This window comes from Micromonospora sp. NPDC127501 (assembly GCF_040302185.1).
In the GTDB taxonomy this organism is placed as follows: Bacteria; Actinomycetota; Actinomycetes; order Mycobacteriales; family Micromonosporaceae; genus Micromonospora.
The window spans coordinates 254,618-272,898 of the sequence record NZ_JBEORJ010000002.1; the positions used below are offsets into that span (position 1 = coordinate 254,618).

Annotated in this window: 17 protein-coding genes; 7 read left to right on the plus strand and 10 right to left on the minus strand. The window is 65.6% G+C overall.

Annotated elements, in window-relative coordinates:
- Window positions 1–128: 128 nt before the first annotated feature.
- Window positions 129–677 carry a hypothetical protein gene (locus ABTW72_RS05170; protein ID WP_350854518.1) on the minus strand — a complete coding sequence of 183 codons (549 nt, stop codon included), beginning with the start codon at window positions 675–677 and terminating at the stop codon, window positions 129–131.
- A 59-nt stretch (window positions 678–736) separates the two neighbouring features.
- A complete protein-coding gene (locus ABTW72_RS05175) occupies window positions 737–1,621 on the minus strand; it encodes a DUF4747 family protein (RefSeq protein ID WP_350854521.1) in 885 nt (294 codons plus the stop codon).
- Window positions 1,622–1,987: 366 nt separating this feature from the next.
- Here ABTW72_RS05175 and ABTW72_RS05180 point away from each other — a divergent pair, with 366 nt between their 5' ends.
- Window positions 1,988–2,719: a hypothetical protein gene (locus tag ABTW72_RS05180; protein ID WP_350854524.1), complete on the plus strand. Its 732-nt coding sequence runs from the start codon at window positions 1,988–1,990 to the stop codon at window positions 2,717–2,719.
- Window positions 2,720–3,172: 453 nt separating this feature from the next.
- On the opposite strand, the gene ABTW72_RS05185 is transcribed toward ABTW72_RS05180, so the two are convergent.
- From ABTW72_RS05185 to ABTW72_RS05200, 4 genes are all read right to left on the minus strand, one after another.
- Complete coding sequence (locus ABTW72_RS05185) at window positions 3,173–3,658, minus strand: hypothetical protein (RefSeq protein ID WP_350854527.1); 486 nt, start codon at window positions 3,656–3,658, stop codon at window positions 3,173–3,175.
- On the minus strand, window positions 3,655–4,473 hold the full coding sequence (locus ABTW72_RS05190) for a GTPase (RefSeq protein WP_350854530.1): 819 nt from the start codon (window positions 4,471–4,473) through the stop codon (window positions 3,655–3,657). Before ABTW72_RS05190 ends, ABTW72_RS05185 begins: the two co-directional genes overlap by 4 nt.
- A 664-nt stretch (window positions 4,474–5,137) precedes the next feature.
- On the minus strand, window positions 5,138–6,172 hold the full coding sequence (locus ABTW72_RS05195) for a hypothetical protein (protein ID WP_350854533.1): 1,035 nt from the start codon (window positions 6,170–6,172) through the stop codon (window positions 5,138–5,140).
- A gap of 1,367 nt (window positions 6,173–7,539) precedes the next feature.
- Window positions 7,540–7,941: a GntR family transcriptional regulator gene (locus tag ABTW72_RS05200; RefSeq protein WP_203174052.1), complete on the minus strand. Its 402-nt coding sequence runs from the start codon at window positions 7,939–7,941 to the stop codon at window positions 7,540–7,542.
- A gap of 371 nt (window positions 7,942–8,312) precedes the next feature.
- Here ABTW72_RS05200 and ABTW72_RS05205 point away from each other — a divergent pair, with 371 nt between their 5' ends.
- Both ABTW72_RS05205 and ABTW72_RS05210 read left to right on the plus strand, forming a co-directional pair.
- Window positions 8,313–8,531 (plus strand): flavin reductase, encoded by a 219-nt coding sequence (locus ABTW72_RS05205; RefSeq protein ID WP_350854535.1) that lies wholly within the window; start codon window positions 8,313–8,315, stop codon window positions 8,529–8,531.
- On the plus strand, window positions 8,528–8,701 hold the full coding sequence (locus tag ABTW72_RS05210; RefSeq protein WP_350854538.1) for a hypothetical protein: 174 nt from the start codon (window positions 8,528–8,530) through the stop codon (window positions 8,699–8,701). The genes ABTW72_RS05205 and ABTW72_RS05210 overlap by 4 nt, the downstream gene beginning before the upstream one ends.
- A 214-nt stretch (window positions 8,702–8,915) precedes the next feature.
- Here ABTW72_RS05210 and ABTW72_RS05215 read toward each other — a convergent pair whose 3' ends face one another.
- The 4 genes from ABTW72_RS05215 to ABTW72_RS05230 form a co-directional block, all read right to left on the minus strand.
- A complete protein-coding gene (locus tag ABTW72_RS05215; RefSeq protein WP_350855412.1) occupies window positions 8,916–9,584 on the minus strand; it encodes a tyrosine-type recombinase/integrase in 669 nt (222 codons plus the stop codon).
- A gap of 130 nt (window positions 9,585–9,714) precedes the next feature.
- The gene (locus tag ABTW72_RS05220; protein WP_350854540.1) at window positions 9,715–10,287 is read right to left on the minus strand and encodes a barstar family protein; all 573 of its coding nucleotides are present in this window, start codon (window positions 10,285–10,287) and stop codon (window positions 9,715–9,717) included.
- A 149-nt stretch (window positions 10,288–10,436) separates the two neighbouring features.
- Complete coding sequence (locus tag ABTW72_RS05225; protein ID WP_350854543.1) at window positions 10,437–10,787, minus strand: hypothetical protein; 351 nt, start codon at window positions 10,785–10,787, stop codon at window positions 10,437–10,439.
- 791 nt (window positions 10,788–11,578) lie between these two features.
- Window positions 11,579–11,833: a hypothetical protein gene (locus ABTW72_RS05230; RefSeq protein ID WP_350854546.1), complete on the minus strand. Its 255-nt coding sequence runs from the start codon at window positions 11,831–11,833 to the stop codon at window positions 11,579–11,581.
- 645 nt (window positions 11,834–12,478) lie between these two features.
- Between ABTW72_RS05230 and ABTW72_RS05235 the strand changes: the two genes are divergently transcribed.
- From ABTW72_RS05235 to ABTW72_RS05250, 4 genes are all read left to right on the plus strand, one after another.
- A complete protein-coding gene (locus ABTW72_RS05235; protein ID WP_350854548.1) occupies window positions 12,479–13,381 on the plus strand; it encodes an SdrD B-like domain-containing protein in 903 nt (300 codons plus the stop codon).
- Window positions 13,382–13,586: 205 nt separating this feature from the next.
- A complete protein-coding gene (locus tag ABTW72_RS05240) occupies window positions 13,587–14,357 on the plus strand; it encodes an IclR family transcriptional regulator (protein ID WP_350854550.1) in 771 nt (256 codons plus the stop codon).
- Between the two features lie 450 nt (window positions 14,358–14,807).
- A complete protein-coding gene (locus ABTW72_RS05245; RefSeq protein WP_350854553.1) occupies window positions 14,808–16,244 on the plus strand; it encodes an extracellular solute-binding protein in 1,437 nt (478 codons plus the stop codon).
- Complete coding sequence (locus ABTW72_RS05250) at window positions 16,241–18,277, plus strand: ABC transporter permease (protein ID WP_502892159.1); 2,037 nt, start codon at window positions 16,241–16,243, stop codon at window positions 18,275–18,277. The genes ABTW72_RS05245 and ABTW72_RS05250 overlap by 4 nt, the downstream gene beginning before the upstream one ends.
- The last annotated feature ends 4 nt before the right edge of the window (window positions 18,278–18,281 follow it).

An 18,281-nucleotide genomic window follows, 5' to 3' on the forward strand; every position in this document is an offset into this window, starting at 1 on the left:
GCCCTTGACCCCGGAGCCTCTGCGACCCCTCGGGCCGGCGTTGCCGGCAGGCGGAGGCCTGCCCGGGGTGCCCGCGCCGCATCCCCACCACAGCCTCGTCGCGGCGGTCGGGGCGGCGAACATCGATGTCAAGGCCCCCTTGACGGCCCCGGAGGCATGTGGCCGATCTCGTCCGGCACGTCAAGAGCGTCCATCTTCAGGCCCACGAACTGGACCAGAGTTGCCATGCCCGGCACCAGACTTGCGATGCTCCACGTGGTGATCAGTGCAGTAGGCGTGCTGACGACGGCAATCGCCACTTCGGGTGCCTTCGGACTGAGGGCCGCGAGGACGATAAGGCCAAGCATTGCCACGACGCCGAGCACGGCTGTGAAGAGGAAGGGAGCCAGGAAGTAGACCGGATCCATACCGATCGCTCGGATCTTCCTCAGGAAGGCTTGATCCATGAAGGCGGCCTGAAATGAGATACCTGCGACCACGGCTCCGACGATCACTCCGACGACGCCGATGGCGCCTGGTGCGGCCCGTAGAACCGCGTCGGGGTAGGTGAAGGACAATGCCAGCGCCGCCACCCCGAAGAGCACTCCGATAGCGAGGTCAACACGCAGGAGTTCGCTCAGCTTGAAGTCCAGCGCGGTCCACAAATGTCGGTTGATCGAGCTAACCAAGGTCGTCACCCTCCCTTCGCGTTAGAACAAACGTACGCTTCGGGTGTGACATACCCGGGCTTGATCGTCTATCCGGCGGGGCGCGACGGGCGAGTGTCTGCGTAGACCACGAGGGCTCTCAGCACAAGGTCCATCCCGCGCTCTAGGTCTCGACCGTAGTCATCGATGCGGGTCTCATCAGTCTTGAGGTCACTGTCGAACTTGGCATCTACGCCTTGGGCTTCGCGCGACTTCATGAAGACACGGGCATCCCCGGTTTCCAACCCCTGGAGCTTGTCCCAGAAGGCGTCGGCCTCGACGTTGAGTGCCTGGGATGGATAGGCAGCAAACTCCTCCGTTGCCCTTCTTGCCTGCATTGAGCGCATCTTGGCTCGCACCTCGTCCAAGTCTCGTCCCGGGTTGGAGAACTTGACGGTGCGCCGAAGGAGCTTGACGTAGGGGTGCCGATTGATCCACTCCTGCACGGTGTCCTGAGACACAACGGGGTCACACTCCCAGTCCGCTGGGAGAAGGCCCAAGTTCTGCGCGGCCGTCGAGAGCGCCTTTCCCAACGCCGGGCGGAAGGTCTCGGCGCGAATCCGGTGCGTGGTCGTGAACGCCACCCAGCGGTTGTGCTCTCGGAGGTCGACGGCAAACGGGACGACCGTGTCTTGAGAGGCGGCGTCCGAGTCCTCGGTAGCGCCCTTGATCCATGACCAACTGTCGTTGTCGAAGGATCGCTTCTGCTCCATGACGGAGTAGCCCAAGACGCCGGTCATGAAGTCGTCGCCCATCGCCAACCGCATGTCGGCCGCGTACCAGGTGCGTGCGGGCCGCTCTGGTGTCGCCGGAGCGAGGAAGGTCATCAGACGGCTATCCGCGAGAGCCCGCATGTCCTCAGCGAAGGGGCGCATGTCGAGGGTGCTGTTACGGCGGTTGATACGAGCGAACACTACTCGGCGCTGCTTCGTCACAGAGGTCTCCGTTCGGGATAGGAAACACTCCCAGTCCGAACAATCTATGGATCTCAGCGCGAGGCGGGGATCCCAGAGAGTGTCCTAGATGTGACAGAGATTTCCTGGCTTCGGGGTTGCGTGGGGCACCATCCGCCAGGCGGTCGTTAGGCGATGGGGCTGCCTCCGGGCCGTCCGGGCCGTCCCCAGGCCGCCAAACGCCGACCAGAGTCAACCGACGACCGACCAGCAGCACCCGGAGAAAAGCAGGTAGGCCACCGCGTAAGGCGGCTGACCTGCTGGGCGACGACGAGTCGACCTGTACGCCGGTTTCTTGTGTCGAATCGGGCGTGGACAGTAGGCGGACCTGGTGCCAAGATCCTCGGGATGACGCCGACGCCTTGGTGGGCCACATTGCTGACTGCCCTCGGCGGCTCACTGGTCGGTGGCCTCTTCACTTTCGCAGGCGCTGCTTGGTCTCAACGAGCTACACGCGAGCGCGAGCTGACGATGGATGAGCTACGTCACGCACGGCACCGAGCGGATCAGCTTCGCGATATCCGACACCAGCTCTTTGTCGATATGGCGGAACATGTTGAGGATCGCCAGGTCTGGTACGAGAACATTAACGCGGGACGCAATCGGGCCGCTGACCTCGCCACTCTGGGGGTACACCGCAACCAGCTCACTGGGCGCGTCAAGCTCTACACCACGCCGGTGGTTCAGCAAGTCTGGCTCACGTTAATCCGGGCCGACGGGGTGATCGATGATGAGATCAACATGGGGCACTACCACCACGACCAGTCAGGCGATGCAGGCCTCTATGACGAGCGGTGTGTCCCGCGGGCACAAGCTGCTGCCGCTCTCATGACCGCAGCTATAAGGCTCGCCCTAGCCGGTGATGATGCGCAGACGTTGACTCTTGATGATGAGGAGGCCCTCCTGCTCGCGGAGGTGCGGGCGCTTCCCGCCCATCCGTACCTCACGCCGACACCTGAGTTGGTGTCGGAGATCTGTTCGGAGGCCTTTGCTCGGCTCCGCGCCGCCGAAACACGATGGGCAATCGATGACGTGCCGCAGCGGCCAGCACTCGACATCGACGACGAAGAGCAGCTCTAGGCCGTCGCTAGGCAGTCAGAGTCGGACCAGCGGTGACCTGGCCAAGAAGGACTATCGACGCTAGGTGGGCGACTCTCGACGGCGGGTCTGGGGCACACACGGGGCACAAGACACCGTGAAACGTCGTCAACGAGCAAGCAACCATGGCAGCCCGAGACGTCGTGTGAGCAGGCGTCGAACTACGTCGCCGCTGGTAGCAAGGCAGCGGCTCTTGGTTCCGCTTCAACGTCTGACATCCGGGCTGGGTAACTAACCGCGGGACGACAGGCTTGGGCAACCCCGGGCGTCCAGGACTCAGGTTGACCCCTCGAAGGGCTCAGCACCGCTGCTGCCGCAGCTCGCAGATTGCCGCTGCTTCCGTTAGGACACCCTAGTCGGGGCTTGGCGGCGAATCGGCCGCGCTTAGCGTTCGTGGCCGTTCCACAGTAGAAGCTTGTGGCGATAGGCCTGCTGTCAGCTGCGCCGACCGCGCCAAAGCGAGTTTCTCGCGCTCGGCCCGACCATGCGGAGGCCATAAGGTTCGATCTCAAACCGCGCGAGTCGGATACGGAACTGTGCCCTTTCTAGGGCCGTCCACTGCTGAAGATCGGAAGCGCTTGCCTCGATCTCGTGCAGAATCGCGACCACCTGGGCTAAGGCGCGCGCTTCCCGCGCGATCGGGCCTCTCTGTCGCTCATACACCATGAAGGCAAACACAAGAATGAGCACCAGATATAGAATTCCGACCGCTAGAACGTATTGGCGGACCGTGTCTCGGATGTCACTAAACAGGTAGACGCCAATTATGGCAGCCGCTACGAGGATCGTCAGTAACGCAATCTGAGTCCTAAGAAGGATCCACCGCCTCGTTAACACCTCGTATCGCTCTTGGATGCTTTCCGCTAGCCCCAGGAGATCGTTCGCCTCCGCAATCCGTTGGTCGTCCCGTTCGTTGCTCACTGCCGGCACCGTTCGTAGATGGCATTGGCAAGGTGCAGGATAAGACCCTGCCTTTCTTGATTGCCGAGGGTGGGTGACACCTTTTCCCCGGCCCACTCGAAGTCTTCGATCCAGGCACAAGCGGGTAGGAGGTCGTATGTCATGTTGTCCGTACCGACGCGATGACGCAACGTATTGACCAACTCAAAGAACGCACCGCCATCTGATCCGTAATATCGGCGGGCAGCCAAACGCTCTGCCTCGCTGCCATAAAGATCGAGCTTGTCGGCTGCGACAAGTAGCCAGGGTGCCTTGCGATGCTTCTTGGCCGCTACACGGATAGCGTTCGAAACTGCGGCAAAGTCCTCAAGTTCGCGTTGGCGATGGTGCTCCCGATACTTCTCCAGCGTGTCGATACCGTTTTCGCGAAGATACTCGACTTGGAATGGGTCTCTTTGTGCAGCGAAGCCATTGCAGACGACGTGGACAACCCCGTCAACTGGTTGTTTCGTATCGAATGCCTGAGCCAGGTGCTCCAGTCGCGGTTGGGACAACTGACCCGGGATCACCGTGATTGCCATTTTGTTGCCACTCTGGTTGACCTTGCCCCGTTCGGCGTTAACCGACCGGCCGGGCGGCAGGTATTTCGGATCGAAACCCCGTCCCGTCAAGTGATCTAGGAGCACAGTCTTACCGACACCCGGCATCCCTGTGAAGACGATGTGCGACTTCTTTCCCACAAGCTTCTCTAGGGTCTTCCCCCAAATGCTCCGGATCTCCTCGCGATACCGGTATGCCGCAAGCGCTCCTGACGGGATGGTGACCCAAGGGTCCACAGTGAGCTCCTCAGTCTCATGACCGTCGCCTGCCCCGCAGAGCGTACCTAGCGCGAGCGGTCAGTGCGTGGTCCCAAACGCCGGCGACTTGGTTGAGATGGCGAAGATACCAATCACAGTCATGCTGCCGCTGCCCTGAGTAACAGTCAGCGACAGCTCGGTGAGTCAGTGCCTGACAGCCATCGGCCCGGCCGACTGGGTACGTTGAGGTGGTGAGACGCCCGAGATCAAGGCGGCAAGAGGGCGGCACAAGCTCTGATGCGGGTCGAGCCCGAACCGTAACCGACCACGCGAGATGCCTGTGCCTCGAGCTGGATCGCCATCCGATGGCAGCAACCAAGAGATTGAAACCGGGTCGCCCCAGCGGGGGCCGGACCACGGTCGACGGCGGGATGGCTGTCGACAGCAGCGCTGACAGCAACGGGGACGGACGGCGGCACCCTGGCGAGGGCTGGCATGGACGAGGTTCCGAGCGTGCGGCCGTTCCCGGACACGTACGGACGCGACGCACAGAGCTCAGACGGAAGTAGCCCAGACATGAGGGAGATGGACCAGTTTGGGCCACTTCCAGGCAGCCGGGGTGTCGCGCCAGCGGCATGTTCCTCTTGTAAGCGAGACGTCCGGGACGGGAGAGGTGAAGGATCGGCCGACCGTTGGGCGGAGGTCAGTCGACGCTCTGCGCTTGCCGGATCATGCTGCTCGGCTGCGCCCCGTCTGGCTTGCCGGGCGATTCGCCGACGGCTAGAAGTTCTCCCGCCACCAGGTAGGTGCTTATGGCGCACAGCTCAGCCTCGTGGACGCCCAGCTCTGCGTGGACTCCCTTGTTGGCCAGTTTGTCCAGAGCGGTGAAGCGCTCATAGAGACCGCCGAGTGCGGTCTTGACGGTGTCGGCGGTCGCCTCGCTCTCGGCGTTGTCCTTGATGAATTGATAGATCCGGTTCCGGTAGGCCGCGTCGTTTAACGAGACACCCGCCTCGGTCGTGGCACCCGGAACGCCGGGAAGAAGGTGGTCAGCGATGGCTTTCAGGATCCGCCGGCACGTCGTGACCGCCTGCGCCAGGTCCTCGGTCAGCGGTGCCGCTGGATTTTTTGTCGCCTCCTGAAGCCGTCGGTAGACAGCGCTGAATTGGTCTAACACCGTCGGGGCGCCCTGAGCCAACAGTCCGTCGACTCTGGAGCGGAAGCGCTCGAAGATCCGCTCGTTGACGTTGGCGTAGGTCAGCTGCCGTTCCCATTCACAGAGGGCGGCGAAGACGGTGTGACGAACGTGCTCGCGAATCTTCAGGAAGCGGTTGGTGAGCTGCATCTTCTGGTGCGGATCTAGTCCCTGGTCGGCGCCGATGCCGGTAAGGAGAGCGTCGACTTCAGCGAGCCCGCGGCCGTCGATCTTGCCCTTATCGGGCCCATCGGTGATGGCGCGCACGCTTTCGTAGATGGTGAACGCTTCCTCGACGGGCCCGTTCGGGTCGTCCCACAGCGACGGGTTGGCCATAAGGCGTCGGGTGTCGATGGCGTTGGCCGGGGGATGACCGCCGAGCGGCTTCAGTTCCAGCCCGAGGTACACGGCGAAGACCGTGTCTCCTAGCAGGGAAGCGATGCGAGCAGCGCGGCGCGCACTGACATCGATCGCCCGGTCGTCGAGTTCGTTTAGAGCTTGCTGGACGAGTGATAGCAACTGCTCGCTTCCGAGATTCGCCACTACAGAACCATATGCCGTCCAGTCCTCGGGTCACGCCCCGTCCGGCCTTGGCAGATTTGGCCGGTTGGCGGGCAGGCGCAAAGGACGGGCGATGTGGACGCCGCCGCCAGGTCCGGCCGGCGCAGCACGTCCCGGCGGGCGCCCTAGTGCCCCGTCGGGCCGAACTCACCGCCCTCGTCGGCGGTGAACGGTCCTCGTCTTCCGCCCCCAGGCCATAGTGGGAGGGGCCACCCGGGGCGAGGCGAGAAGCGACGAAGCAGCGAAGGGCCTGGCGGCCGCTGGCGGGCTTTGTCAACAGACCGTGGCAGCAGCTGGCCACCGTCGCTACTCGACCCCGAACATCACTCGCCGACAGCATGAAACCGGTTCCCCCCGATGGTGGTCATGACGAGCGGGTCACCGTAGATTGCGGCGTGATGGACTAGCTGCGCGGTCTCAGCCAGAAGTAGCGCGAGCCGTCGGGTCCCGCCGAGCAGCCAAGCGAGCAGCAAAACCGGCGAGAATCAGCGGACGATCGCGGACCGGGGCACCATGTTGGGCACGAGGACGGGGCGGCGGACCAGGACCGGGCCACCGACTCGTAATGCGTAGGTCAGTGCTAAGACGCTGCCTGTATGACCGCTCCGACCACGCTGGCAACCGCGGCGACGCCAACACCTACCAGCACCCACACCTGGGACAACCGCTGATGACGCATGTCTCGCTCTGCCCGTGCTTCTTGCGTTACGAAGTCCAGCAGCGCGCGAAGGGTGTCCGCGTCTAGCTCTTCGCCCCTGCCGTCCTGCGTAGGTGTTGGGTCGCTCAGCGAGCGCGGTTGATTGTCGGAATTTTGAGGGCCTAGGTCGCCAGTGTTTCGGGGGCGTGGCCGGCGTAGCGCGTACCTTGCATGCAAGGTGTACGAATGTTGCCGCCCGGCCGCCGTGTCCACCAAAGATCCCCTACGAAAGAGACCGGGAAACTGGTTGAGGGCCGCCGTCAGTTTGGCCTCGTCAAGGCCGAGGTCCCTAGATAGACCATGTGGTGCCCGACTGCGCCAGCCGGTCAACCCGAGGTAGGTGATCAGCGCAAGTAGCACTTCCAGTTGAACGCCGTACTGCTCAGATCGCCTCACCGCCCTACCTTGCCGAGCATGCAGCGAAACTTCAACCACGACGGCACCGATTCCTGGCATGCCAGCCAGCGAAGACCCTCTCCGTCAGGTAGCGAGGCAGCAACAAGGCAGCGCGGGCCTTGATGCAGGTCGTTCCCGAACGTCAACTGACAAAGTCGCGCACCTGCTCGTTGGCGCGGGCCGACACCGGCTGGCAGTGGCTGACAGATCGAGTCCGCATCCCCCCAACGGGGGTCGCTGACGGCTGCGGCAGGGGTCAGCGGCCGACGCGGATGCGGACGGCGGCGTATACCTCGCGCGAGCCGTCGGCCCGGAAGATCACGATGACCGGGATGCCCTCACCGATCTCCAGCTCGCGCCGTTCGGCGGGGGTGGGCATCCGAGCGGTGGCGGTGTCGCCCTTGAGGAGGGTCACCGTTTCGGTCGGCTCGTCGGCGCGGACGAACGTGCCGCGCGGTGGTTCCACGATCACGAGCCCTTCCGACCGGAGTAGCGCTACCGCCTGTCGGACGCTCGTGCGGCTCAGCCCGTACTCCTGAGCCAACCGCAGCTCGCTGGGAAGCGAGGCCCCGGGCGCGAGGTCGCCAGACGCGATCCGGTCTCGCAGGAGGTCTGCGAGCTGCCGGAACACGGCGCGATCCGCGCTGGGGTCGATCACAAATGTGACGCTACGTGTCCAACAGTTCTACATCTTATTGTATCTACAGTCCTACGTCGTTACGGTGACATGAGCTGGGACAACAGCCGGCGACCGGCTCCACCTGCCCGTGAGATCGAAGAACGCCCGAGGGGAGACCTGGTGCCTCGCGTGTCGTACGAGGAGTACCTAGTGGCCGTCGCGCTAACCCTGGCAAGGCGGCACCGACCGGTCTGGTCATGGCAGCGATGGCGGAAGGTCTGCCGATGCGGGGGCGAGTTGCCCTGCCATACGAGGCATCGAATCCCGATCAACCGGGGTCACTGGCCCTCAGAGGACGGCCGGCTATCCGCTTCGTCATCGGAACCGTCGGCCGAGCGGGGGGAGCCGAAGTGACGAACCACCTCCCGATCACGCCGGCCTGGACCTGCGGCGGCTGCGGTGCCGACTGGCCCTGTCACACCCGCCGCCGAGAGCTGCGAGCGGAGTACGACCGCGCCCCCGTGTCACTCGCCCTCTACCTGGCCGCCCAACTAGTAGACGCCGCCCAGGACCTGTCCCAAGTCCCCGCCGGCCACCTGCACCACCGCTTCCTCGGCTGGACCCGATGAGCATCCTGCGACCCGGCGACGGGAAGTACCACTACAGCGACGGCTCCCACAAATGGATCCCGCCGGACCCCGATTACGACCAGGAGGTCTGGAACGAGCAGGTCCGCCAGCACAAGCACGGACACCTCATGAACGAGCGCCCCAAGGTCCGCATCCAGCGCCTCGTCTGATGCCAGCAGTACAGCAGCGGAGTACAGCAACCGTGCAGGCCGAACCGGACCGAAAAGCACGCCAGCAGCCCGGGTGACCTCGAACCACACCGCAGGAGGCCGGCTCGCCGGCAATCCATAGGTTCAGGGTTCGAGTCCCTGGCGGCCCACCTTTCACCCCTTCTGAGCTGCAAAAACGCCAGCCAAAGATCATCGGGCACAACCAGGGCACAACCTAGATCCGATCTTGGCCGGTGGAGGGTTCCCGCCGCTTGCCGTCTGCCTGCCGCAGGAGGTTGCCGACCAAGCCGCGCGGGCGGTCCTTCTTCGGCAGCCAGTGGACGTAGGTTTCCAGCGTGATCCGCAGGTTGGCGTGCCGTAGCGCCTTCTGCACCCCCTGGCGCTCGACGCCGTTGCTCATCAGCGTGGTGGCGAAGAAGTGGCGCAGGGAGTGGAAGGTTCCTTCCTTCGGCCAACCAGCGGCTTCGCGCCAGTCCGCCCACAGCTCCGACCAGTAGGTGTCGGTCAGCAGCTTCCCTCGGGACGAGGTGAACAGGACGGCCACCGGTCGAGTCCGCCGCTCCCCCGTGGTGATGTCGGGAAGCTCGAACTCGACGGGGCCGACGTCGCTGATGTGTGCGGTCAGTTCTTCGGTGACCACCGCGTCCAGGTCGACGGTGCCGGCGGAACCGCTCTTGGGTGTCGAGAGGTAGAAGCCGCCGAAGTGCTCCGGCGAGTGCCGCAACTGCTGGACGACGTGTAGCTCTCCACGGTCGAAGTCGGCGCAGCGCGGGCCGTCTTCCATCCCCAGCACCTCACCAAGGCGAAGCCCTTCCCCCGCCCCCAGCCAGATAGCGGCCCGGTATTCGACGCGTTGGTTCTGATCTGTCGTACTCCGCTTGATGCGTTACACGGTGACCGGGGCCGGTCGCGGCACAGCGCCAGATGGACGCGATCGAGCGTATGGAGTCTCGTGTCGAGCGGTCGCAAGGACGCGTTCGTTGGGCGCGAGGCGCGCCGGCTGGCGCCGGCTCTCACATCAGTTCGAGCACGACCCCGTCCTCGAACTCCTCTCCACCGGCACCATGGGCACGGACGATTTCGACAAGCATGTCGAAGAGCGTCGGACCTCTTCCTTGCTGGGCGTCGCTGATCCTTGCTCGGACGCTCGCCCGGTTCGACGGGTGGCAGGTGCGCAGAATCTGTTCGAGCCAACGGATCGTCGCATGGTGGCTGAGCGCCGCCCTGGACAAGTCGGAGTTGATCCATCTGAACACCCAGCCATCCTCGGGCGTGCCGAAACCACCTCGAAGGATGTCGTTGAAGGCGTCCAGGTTCCCGTTCCAGGCGTAGTGGCAGAGCAGGCTCGAGAACTCGCGGGCGAAGCCGTCGAGGTCGGAGAAGTTCCCCCCGTCGATAACCAGCACAGGAAGAGCTTCGCCGCCGGTAATTATGATCGAAGTATGGAGTGCGTTGCCGACGGCAGCATCCTCATTTGCCGCTGACAGCGCGTCTTGACCGGCAGCGAGGATCGGACGCCCCAGCGAAGGCGGCACGCCGGTTACGCACTGTGACAGCCGAGCCCGGGAGAGTCGATCGACTGTCACCCTTCAAGTGAAGCCGATGTGCAACGGATCAAGTGGAGCCCGACAGCGTTGGTTCTGATCTGCCTGGTCTCGCATGATGGTTGACAAACCGGCCTCAGCTGACGCTTGACATGATCACGCTGAGTCTGGACGAGCCAAGCGGCGATAGGTCAGAACCATTCGGTGCCGACTTCGGTGATGCGTGCGACCAACACATCATGGGTCCGGGTCCGTGACCAGATGTCGACGCATCGGCTATCGGTGCCGAGTTCGACCACATCAGCCCCTTGCTCCCAGGGGGCTGGCCAGGCGCCGAAGCGGCGAATCTCTATTAGGCCGTGTGCCGCTAAGGAGGCCAGCGCCGGTCCAAGGAGGGCAGCCACCTGCTCTGTCGTCGGCAGCTCGCCAGCCACGCAGTCGATGAAGGCTTCCGCGATCTCCCAGAGCGGTCGTGGCGTGTCTTCTTCCAGTGGGCTGAGCACGAGGTACTCGGCGTTGGTCAGCCCGTCTAGGTCAACCATGGTGCGGATTGTCCTCCATCGTGCCGGTGCCCCTGACGTGGCCAGACCGCTACACCGACCGGGAACGTGCCCGGTCATCGCCGGCCCGTAGGGCATCCTGCATGCCGCGACTCGCGCGATTGCCGCGATCATGTCAAACATCAACCGAGGCCGCCGCAGCCGTCGACCAGGGGCCGACCGACACCGGTCGCCGATCGGGGACCCCGCGCCTCTTAGCGCAAGCGCACGAGGCGCACCCCGAACGGTTGCAGCCCGCCGACGGCGCGACATACGAAGGAGCCCCGGGCCGCCATGATGAGTGGCAGATCCGGGGCTTCGGTGTTGAAGGCGACGACCAGGGCGTGCCTCTGGCGGGGCGCTCAGGCGCTCTGGGATGGTTGGCGGCCATCCCGACAACCTCCGTCCGGGCAGAGCCGAGCAGGTGGGGCCTGCCCGGTCAAGGTCGTTCAGACGGTGGTGTGCTCCACCTTGACCGGGCAGGCCCCACCCACTCCACGGTGTGCGGACGAAGGCCGACGGGATGGCTTGAGGGCGCAGCAGCGGGGGCGGGCCGAAGATCATCGGGCACAGATCCGGCACAACTGAGGCCGAGAAGGGCTGTAAACGGCTGTCAGACAACGGAAGAGTTCGCCCAGGTAAGCGCGTCGATCCGCCCGGTTCGCCATGATCCATCCGGCACGAGAGGGATTCAGGGTTCGAGTCCCTGGCGGCCCACTCCTCCGCAGCTCAGCGGCCCTTTGCGGGGCCGCTGTTGCCGTGAGCGGGGCTGGTGCAGCAGCGAATACAAGCAATCACCATTGCTCATCGAGGACCGCAATCTGCTTGCGGAGGGTTCGGGCATCCTTCGGCGGCAGGGCCGCAACGGCGACGTCCAAGATCCAGCGCAGCTCGGGCGGGTTCGGACAGCACTCCATCACCCCGCAGCCGGAGGTGGGGTCCCACAGGCGATGCCATGGGTGGTCCACGAACCAGGACCACGTCAGCAGAGCATCAGTGACGGCGTGGTCCCAGAGGCGGGTGCGTTCGAGGTAGGCGATGGCTCTCATGCCCCGCCCCGAGAGCCCGGGGACGACAGAGGTCGACCCATCAAGCGGTCGCCGGTACACGGAGTCGGAACGCAGTTGTGCGGGGCGCCTACGCGGCATTGCCCTTTCGTGAAGTCGACATGCCGATCATCGTTGCACACCGCAGCCGGTCGAACTCCACATGGAATAGGGAGTAGGACCCACATCCTCACTCTCGGCCAAACTACCTGCGCCCACCGACACCAGAGGACGTTCCACACCCGCGTCCAGGACAGGGAGGTCGAGTGGGGCCGCAGTTGGTGTGCCACGATCGGCCCGTGCGCACCGGGCGAGAGTTGTCCCGCACCGCCCGATCTGACGTGCCGGATCCCCAGAGCTCGAACCCCTACCTGAAGTAGCCGGCCTGTCGAGGGCGCGGGCGGTGAGCCAGCGGTCCGGGAACCGAGGGACGCCCTGGGACGCTACGCCTTGGGTGACAGCGGGCGAGCTTCTGCGGGCCTTGGAGGCACTCGCCCAGATGTTTGCCGTCGCCGAGCTTGCTTCCTCCGGCCGGGCGCCGTCTTTGTAACGTCAGGCCGATCGGAGACGCCGGATGAGTGGAGATCTTGATCTCCAATGCGGCCTTCACCGTCCTGGGAGGGCCGTCACCGGCGACGTGAGGAACCTATGCGCCCTCGTTCCCTTTCCCACTCGATCCGACGTACCTTCTCCACCTCACTGGCCACCCTCGCCCTCGTCGGGGGCGCGGCGGCACTCGCTCCGGCCGACGCGGTGGCGGCCGGGCGACTCCAGCCCGATCTGCTCGTCGATCTGATGATGACCAACGTGTTGAACCCGGCGGAGGGCGAGACCTTCAGCGCCCAGATCGACATCCGGAACTACGGCACCGGGGCGTCGGACCCGATCAGCGTCACGGTCGCGGTGCCCGCCGGGCTCAGGACCGCGACCGCGTCGGTGGATGACCCGGGCTGGAGCTGCACGGCGGTGAGCACGACGAGCTACACGTGCTCGCATCCGCAACTGGCGGCTGGCGGTCGGGCGAGCCGGCTGTTCGTGCCGTTCGTCGTGGTCGCTGCGGCGCCGGGCAGCAGGGTGCCCATCACCACGAGCATCACCCCACAGCGCCGCGAGGCGAACACCGACAACAACACCGGCTCCGTCACGGTGGCGATCTCGGGCACGTGCGTCATCCGCGGCAGCGTGTGGCACGACCTTGACCGGGATGGGCAGCGCGAGGCGGATGAGCCGGCCATCGCCGGTGGCCCGGACGGCGTGTTGGACGTGAGTTTGTGGAATCGGCAGGGACAGGCCATTGGCGGTGGCTCGACCACCGTCAACCCGGACGGAACCTGGTCGATCACCGCCCGCACGGAGCTGCTGTACGAGGTCCGGCTGGAGGCAGCCGCCACGTACGGCCGGACTGTCGCAGACGTGGGTGACGACGCCACGGACTCGGACATCGTGACCTCGTACCAGTTCGAGCCGACCCTGCTCGTCGCCAGCGCCGAATTCGAGGCCGTGCATGGCGGAGAGTACGTGGTCGACGCCGGCCTGGTCACCGAGAACTGAGCCCCTCGCCGCCCGCCCGAGATGTTTCGGGCGGGCGGCGATCCGGACCGACAGCAGCGGCCCTCGATCGCCGCGCTGTCCAGACAGCTCCGTTCGACGACAAGTTCGGCACCTGGCGCCGGGAGCTGACGTAGATATCCTCTTCAGGTGCCGGCCCGTGTGGAGATCGTTGACAGGGGTTCGGCGCTGCGAAGGGACTATCGACATGCCCCGTGTGGTACCGGCGGTCAACCGCGCGCTCGACGTCCTCGAACTGTTCCTGGACTGCCCCCAGCTGTCGGCCCGCCAGGTGATGGAGCGGCTCGGCCTACCCCGCACCACGGTCCACGAACTGCTAGTCACGCTTGAGGCTCGCTCGTACCTGATCTCCGTACCGGGGCAGCCGGTGCAGTATCGGCTCGGCATGCCGCTGTTCCAGCTCGGTGCGGCGTTCGCGGGCCGGCTTGATCTGGTCCGCGAGGCGCAGTGCGTGGCGCGGGACGTGGCCGCCGCGTGCGACGAGGCGGTCCATGTGGCCGTGCTCGATGGTGCCGATGTCATCTACCTGGTGAAGTTCGACAGCACGCACCCCGTCCGGATGGTCTCCGCTGTCGGGCGGCGGCTGCCGGCGCACTGCACGGCGGTCGGGAAGGTTCTGCTGTCGGGCCTCGATCAGGCGGGCCTGGACGCCGTCCTGATGAGGGGTGCCCTGCCGGGCATGACGCCGGACAGCATCACCGACCCGGACCGGCTCCGCGAGCATCTTGAACGGGTCCGGACGGAGAACGTCGCCGTGGACATCGGCGAGTCTGACACCGCCATGCGCTGCGTCGCTGCCGCGATCCGGGACCACTCCGGCACCACCATCGCCGCGATGAGCCTGTCCGCGCCGATCATCCGTTGGACGCCCGAGGCGCACGTGGAGTGGACCGGGCTGGTTCGCGAGGGCGCGGCGGCGCTGTCGGCTCGCATGGGTTACCGGGCCCAGCCTCGATAGCCGCCTCCCGTTTTCGGTTCGAAACCACATCGAAACATTGACACCCGTCTTGCCGCTGCTCTAGCGTCGCGACCACTCGATACGGTATCTCGAACTCAGTTCGAAATCTCGAACGGTGGTGGTCTCGTGGCCCGACCGAACTGCAACGTCAGCGCAGCTTTCTCGGCCCGGTCGCCGATCGCCTCAACCTCGTCGCGCTTCCCGGCAAGCGGCACGCGGAATCTCTCGCGCGGCTCGCTCGGCAGCCAAGACGACGCGTGCGTCAGCGGACCCCCGACAGTGAGCGACGGCAGGGGCAGGCCCGTCGCTACCCCGTCAACCGCAACAACGGGTACGCGAGCGCACTGATCGATGCGGGCGACGCGTCCATGGTCGCCGTCATAGGGACACCTGGAGCACAGGCACGCCTTCGGCGTGCGATGACGCGGGAAACAGAGGAGGCGAACGTCCATGGAGGACAACTCGGGGTGGTCCCGGCGCGGCTTTCTGGGAATGGGAGTGGGGGTGGGGGTGCTCGGCGCGGCCGGTCTGGCCGCGTGTGGGGGCAGCTCCGAATCGCCCAGCAGGGTGCAGCCGGAGGTTCCGCAGGAGCTGATCGACGCCGCGGCGGCGATGAAGGGCTCCTCGATGGGCATGCTGTCGCAGAAGCTGTACTCGACGGCGGCGAACGAAGCCCTCGACAGCTCGATCAAGAAGTTCGCCGACACCACCGGAACGAAGATCGAGAACAGTCTGGTCCAGGCCGACGCCGGTGACGTGGTGGCCAAGATCGACGCGGAGGTCAAGGGCGGGGTGGCCCGTGACCTGGCGTTCATGACCGACTCGCGGTTCGTCGCGCAGTTCCAGGCGTTGGGCGACCTGGAGGACGTGACGGACGTCGTCAAGGCGCTGACCGCCAAGTACGGCGAACCCTGCGCCGAGGCCAAGAACTTCTGCGTCTTCGACGGCAAGTGGTTCGCCATCCCGTACCACTTCATCGGGATCGGGTCGTTCCTGCGCAAGGACTGGATGCAGGACAAGGGCATCTCCCCCAAGGACATCTACAGCTGGGAGGAGTTGCGGGACCTCTGCCTGGAAATCTCCGATCCGGCCAAGCGCCGCTTCGGCTGGGGCATGACGGTGAACCGGTCCGGTGACGGCAACGGAATGATCGAGGCGCTGATCAACGCCTACGGCGGGTCGATCGCCGCCAACGACGGCCGGAAGGTCACCTTCAACTCACCGGAAACGGTGCAGGCGGTGACCTTCCTCGGCGACATCTACACCAACCCCAAGTACAAGCGGATGTTGCCACCGGGGATCGCCAGCTGGACCGACACCAGCAACAACGAGAACTGGCTCGCCGGGATCCTCGGTTACACCCGCAACCAGTTCAGCGTCTACGCGGACTCCAGGACCAAGAAGAACCCGGTGCACGCGAACACCCACGTGTTCTCCGACTGCATCGGGCCGGCGACCGACAACCCCTTGCTGCTCGGCCAGTCGCAGGGCTTCGTCGTCTTCAAGGGCGCCAAGAACCCCGCGCTCGCCAAGCTTCTGGCCCAGTACCTGGTCAGCGCGCCCGCGCTGCTCGGGGTGGCGAAGGAAGCACCCGGCCTGGTGATGCCCGCGTGGGAGAAGGTCTGGGACGCCGACCCGTTCTTCACCAGCGGCGACCCGGCGTTCCCCATGCTTCGCAAGATCACTGAATTGAAGCTGCCGCTGAACACGAAGAACGGCCTGGCCTTCCCGCAGAAGGCCAGCGCGGGCCAGCAGGCGGTGGGGTCGGCCTACGTCCTCACCGACATGATGCAGCAGGTCGTCCAGGGAACGGCGCCGGCGCAGGCCGTGACGGCCGCCCACGCGAAGATGGTGCAGATCTTCAACCAGCAGGGGCTGCCGCAGTGAGCTCGGTCCGTCCTGCGCGGGTCCCGACGGCGAGGAAGTCCCCGCCGTCGGGACCTGGCTCCCTCACCGCGGTCCAACGGCGGCTGGGTCGCGACTGGCGACTCGCGGCACTGTTCCTGGCGCCGATGGCCGTGCTGGTCGGCGGGCTCGTTCTCGTGCCGATCGCCCGGTCGATCATCACCAGCACCACGGAACGGCACGGGCAGGACAGCGTCTTCGTCGGCCTGGACAACTACCTCGCGCTCGTCGGCGACGATCAGTTCCACACCGGCGTGGTGAACTCGTTCGTCTTCACCGCGTACGCCGAGGTCTTCAAGGTCGTGCTGGGGTTGGCCGCAGCCCTGCTGCTGCACCATCGCCGCCGTGGGCGAGCCGTGCTGGCCGGGTTGCTCCTGGTGCCGTGGGTGGTGCCGACGGTGGTGACGGCGTTCAGCTGGCGCGCGCTGCTCGACCCGATCTTCGGCAGCGTCAACACGCTGCTCACCGCCACCGGGATCGGGCCACTGCTGGCCAGCGCGCACCTGGTCGACAGCTGGCCCGCGGGCTGGCTGTCCGACCCGTCGCTGGCCATGCCGTCGGTGATCCTCGTCAACGTCTGGAAGGGAGTGCCGTTCTTCACCGTGTGTTTCCTCGCGGGGTTGAAGGCCATCCCGGCGGACCTCTACGAGGCGGCGACCATCGACGGCGCCTCGTCGTGGCAGCGGTTCGCCCACGTGACGCTGCCCGGACTGCGCCACGTGATCACCGTGACGGTGACCCTGTCGTCGATCTGGACGTTCAACAACTTCGACCTGGTCTGGTTGCTGACGCAGGGCGGCCCGGGCGACGTGACAGCGCCGTACGTGCTCATCGCCTACTCGAAGGCCATCCTTCAGCTCCAGTACGGCGCGGGCGCGGCGGTCACGCTCGTCATGCTGCCGATCATCGGCGGGCTGGTGTTCGTCCTGGTCCGGTTGTTGCGCCAGGACACCAACATCAAACTGCCCCGGCGACGCCGGACGGCGCGGTGGGTCGGGACACAGCGGTGGGCCAAGACGGCGCGGAAGGCGCTGCCGTGGGTCGTCGCCGCGCTGGTCACCGGCCTGCTGGCCTGGGCGTCACCGCAGATCTTCTGGAAGGCGGCGGTGGTCCTCGGTGTGATTCTGCTGATCGCGGCGGGGGTCGGCCGGGTGGTCTCGACCCTTCAGTCCCGAGGTGGTCGCCGTTCGTCGTCAGTGGTGTCGGGCCTGGGTTCCTGGGCCGCTCTGGCCGGCTTGCTCTTCTTCGTGCTGGGCCCGCTGTACTGGATCGCCGTCACGGCCTTCAAGTCCGAAGGCCAGGTCGTCATGCGTACCGACGACCTGTGGCCGACGCCGTGGACGCTCGAACAGTTCGGCGCCCTGTTCGACAACCAGCCGTTCGGTCGCTGGTATCTCAACACCCTGCTGGTGTCCGCGGCGTCGACAGCTGTGGCACTGGTCTGCGCCGCCCTGGCGGGGTACGCGCTGGCCCGGCTGCGGTTCCGCGGGGCGCAGGGCTTCACCGTCACGGTGCTGCTCACCTACGTGATGCCGGGCGCGCTGCTGTTCATCCCGCTGTACCAGATGCTCATCGGCGCCCGGCTCACCGACTCGTTGTGGTCCCTGGTGGTGACGTACCCGACCTTCACGCTGCCGTTCGCCACCTGGCTGCTGGTGGGGTACTTCTCGTCGATCCCCATCGAGTTGGAGGAGGCCGCCCTGGTCGACGGTTGCAGCCGCATCCAGGCGTTCGGCCGGGTGGTGCTGCCGCTGGCCAAGCCAGGGCTGCTGGCGGTCGCGCTCTTCACCCTGACCAACGCCTGGAACGAGTTCCTCTTCGCCTTCGTGTTCATCACGAAGGACGAGTACAAGACGCTCCCGGTGGGGATGCAATCGATGATCGCCGGAGACGTCGTGCCGCAGGGACAACTCGCCGCGGCGTCGCTGCTCGTCAGCATCCCCGTTGTGATCATGTACGCCCTCGGGCAGCGCTTCCTGACCGAAGGGCTCACCGCGGGCGCGGTGAAGGGCTGATCGG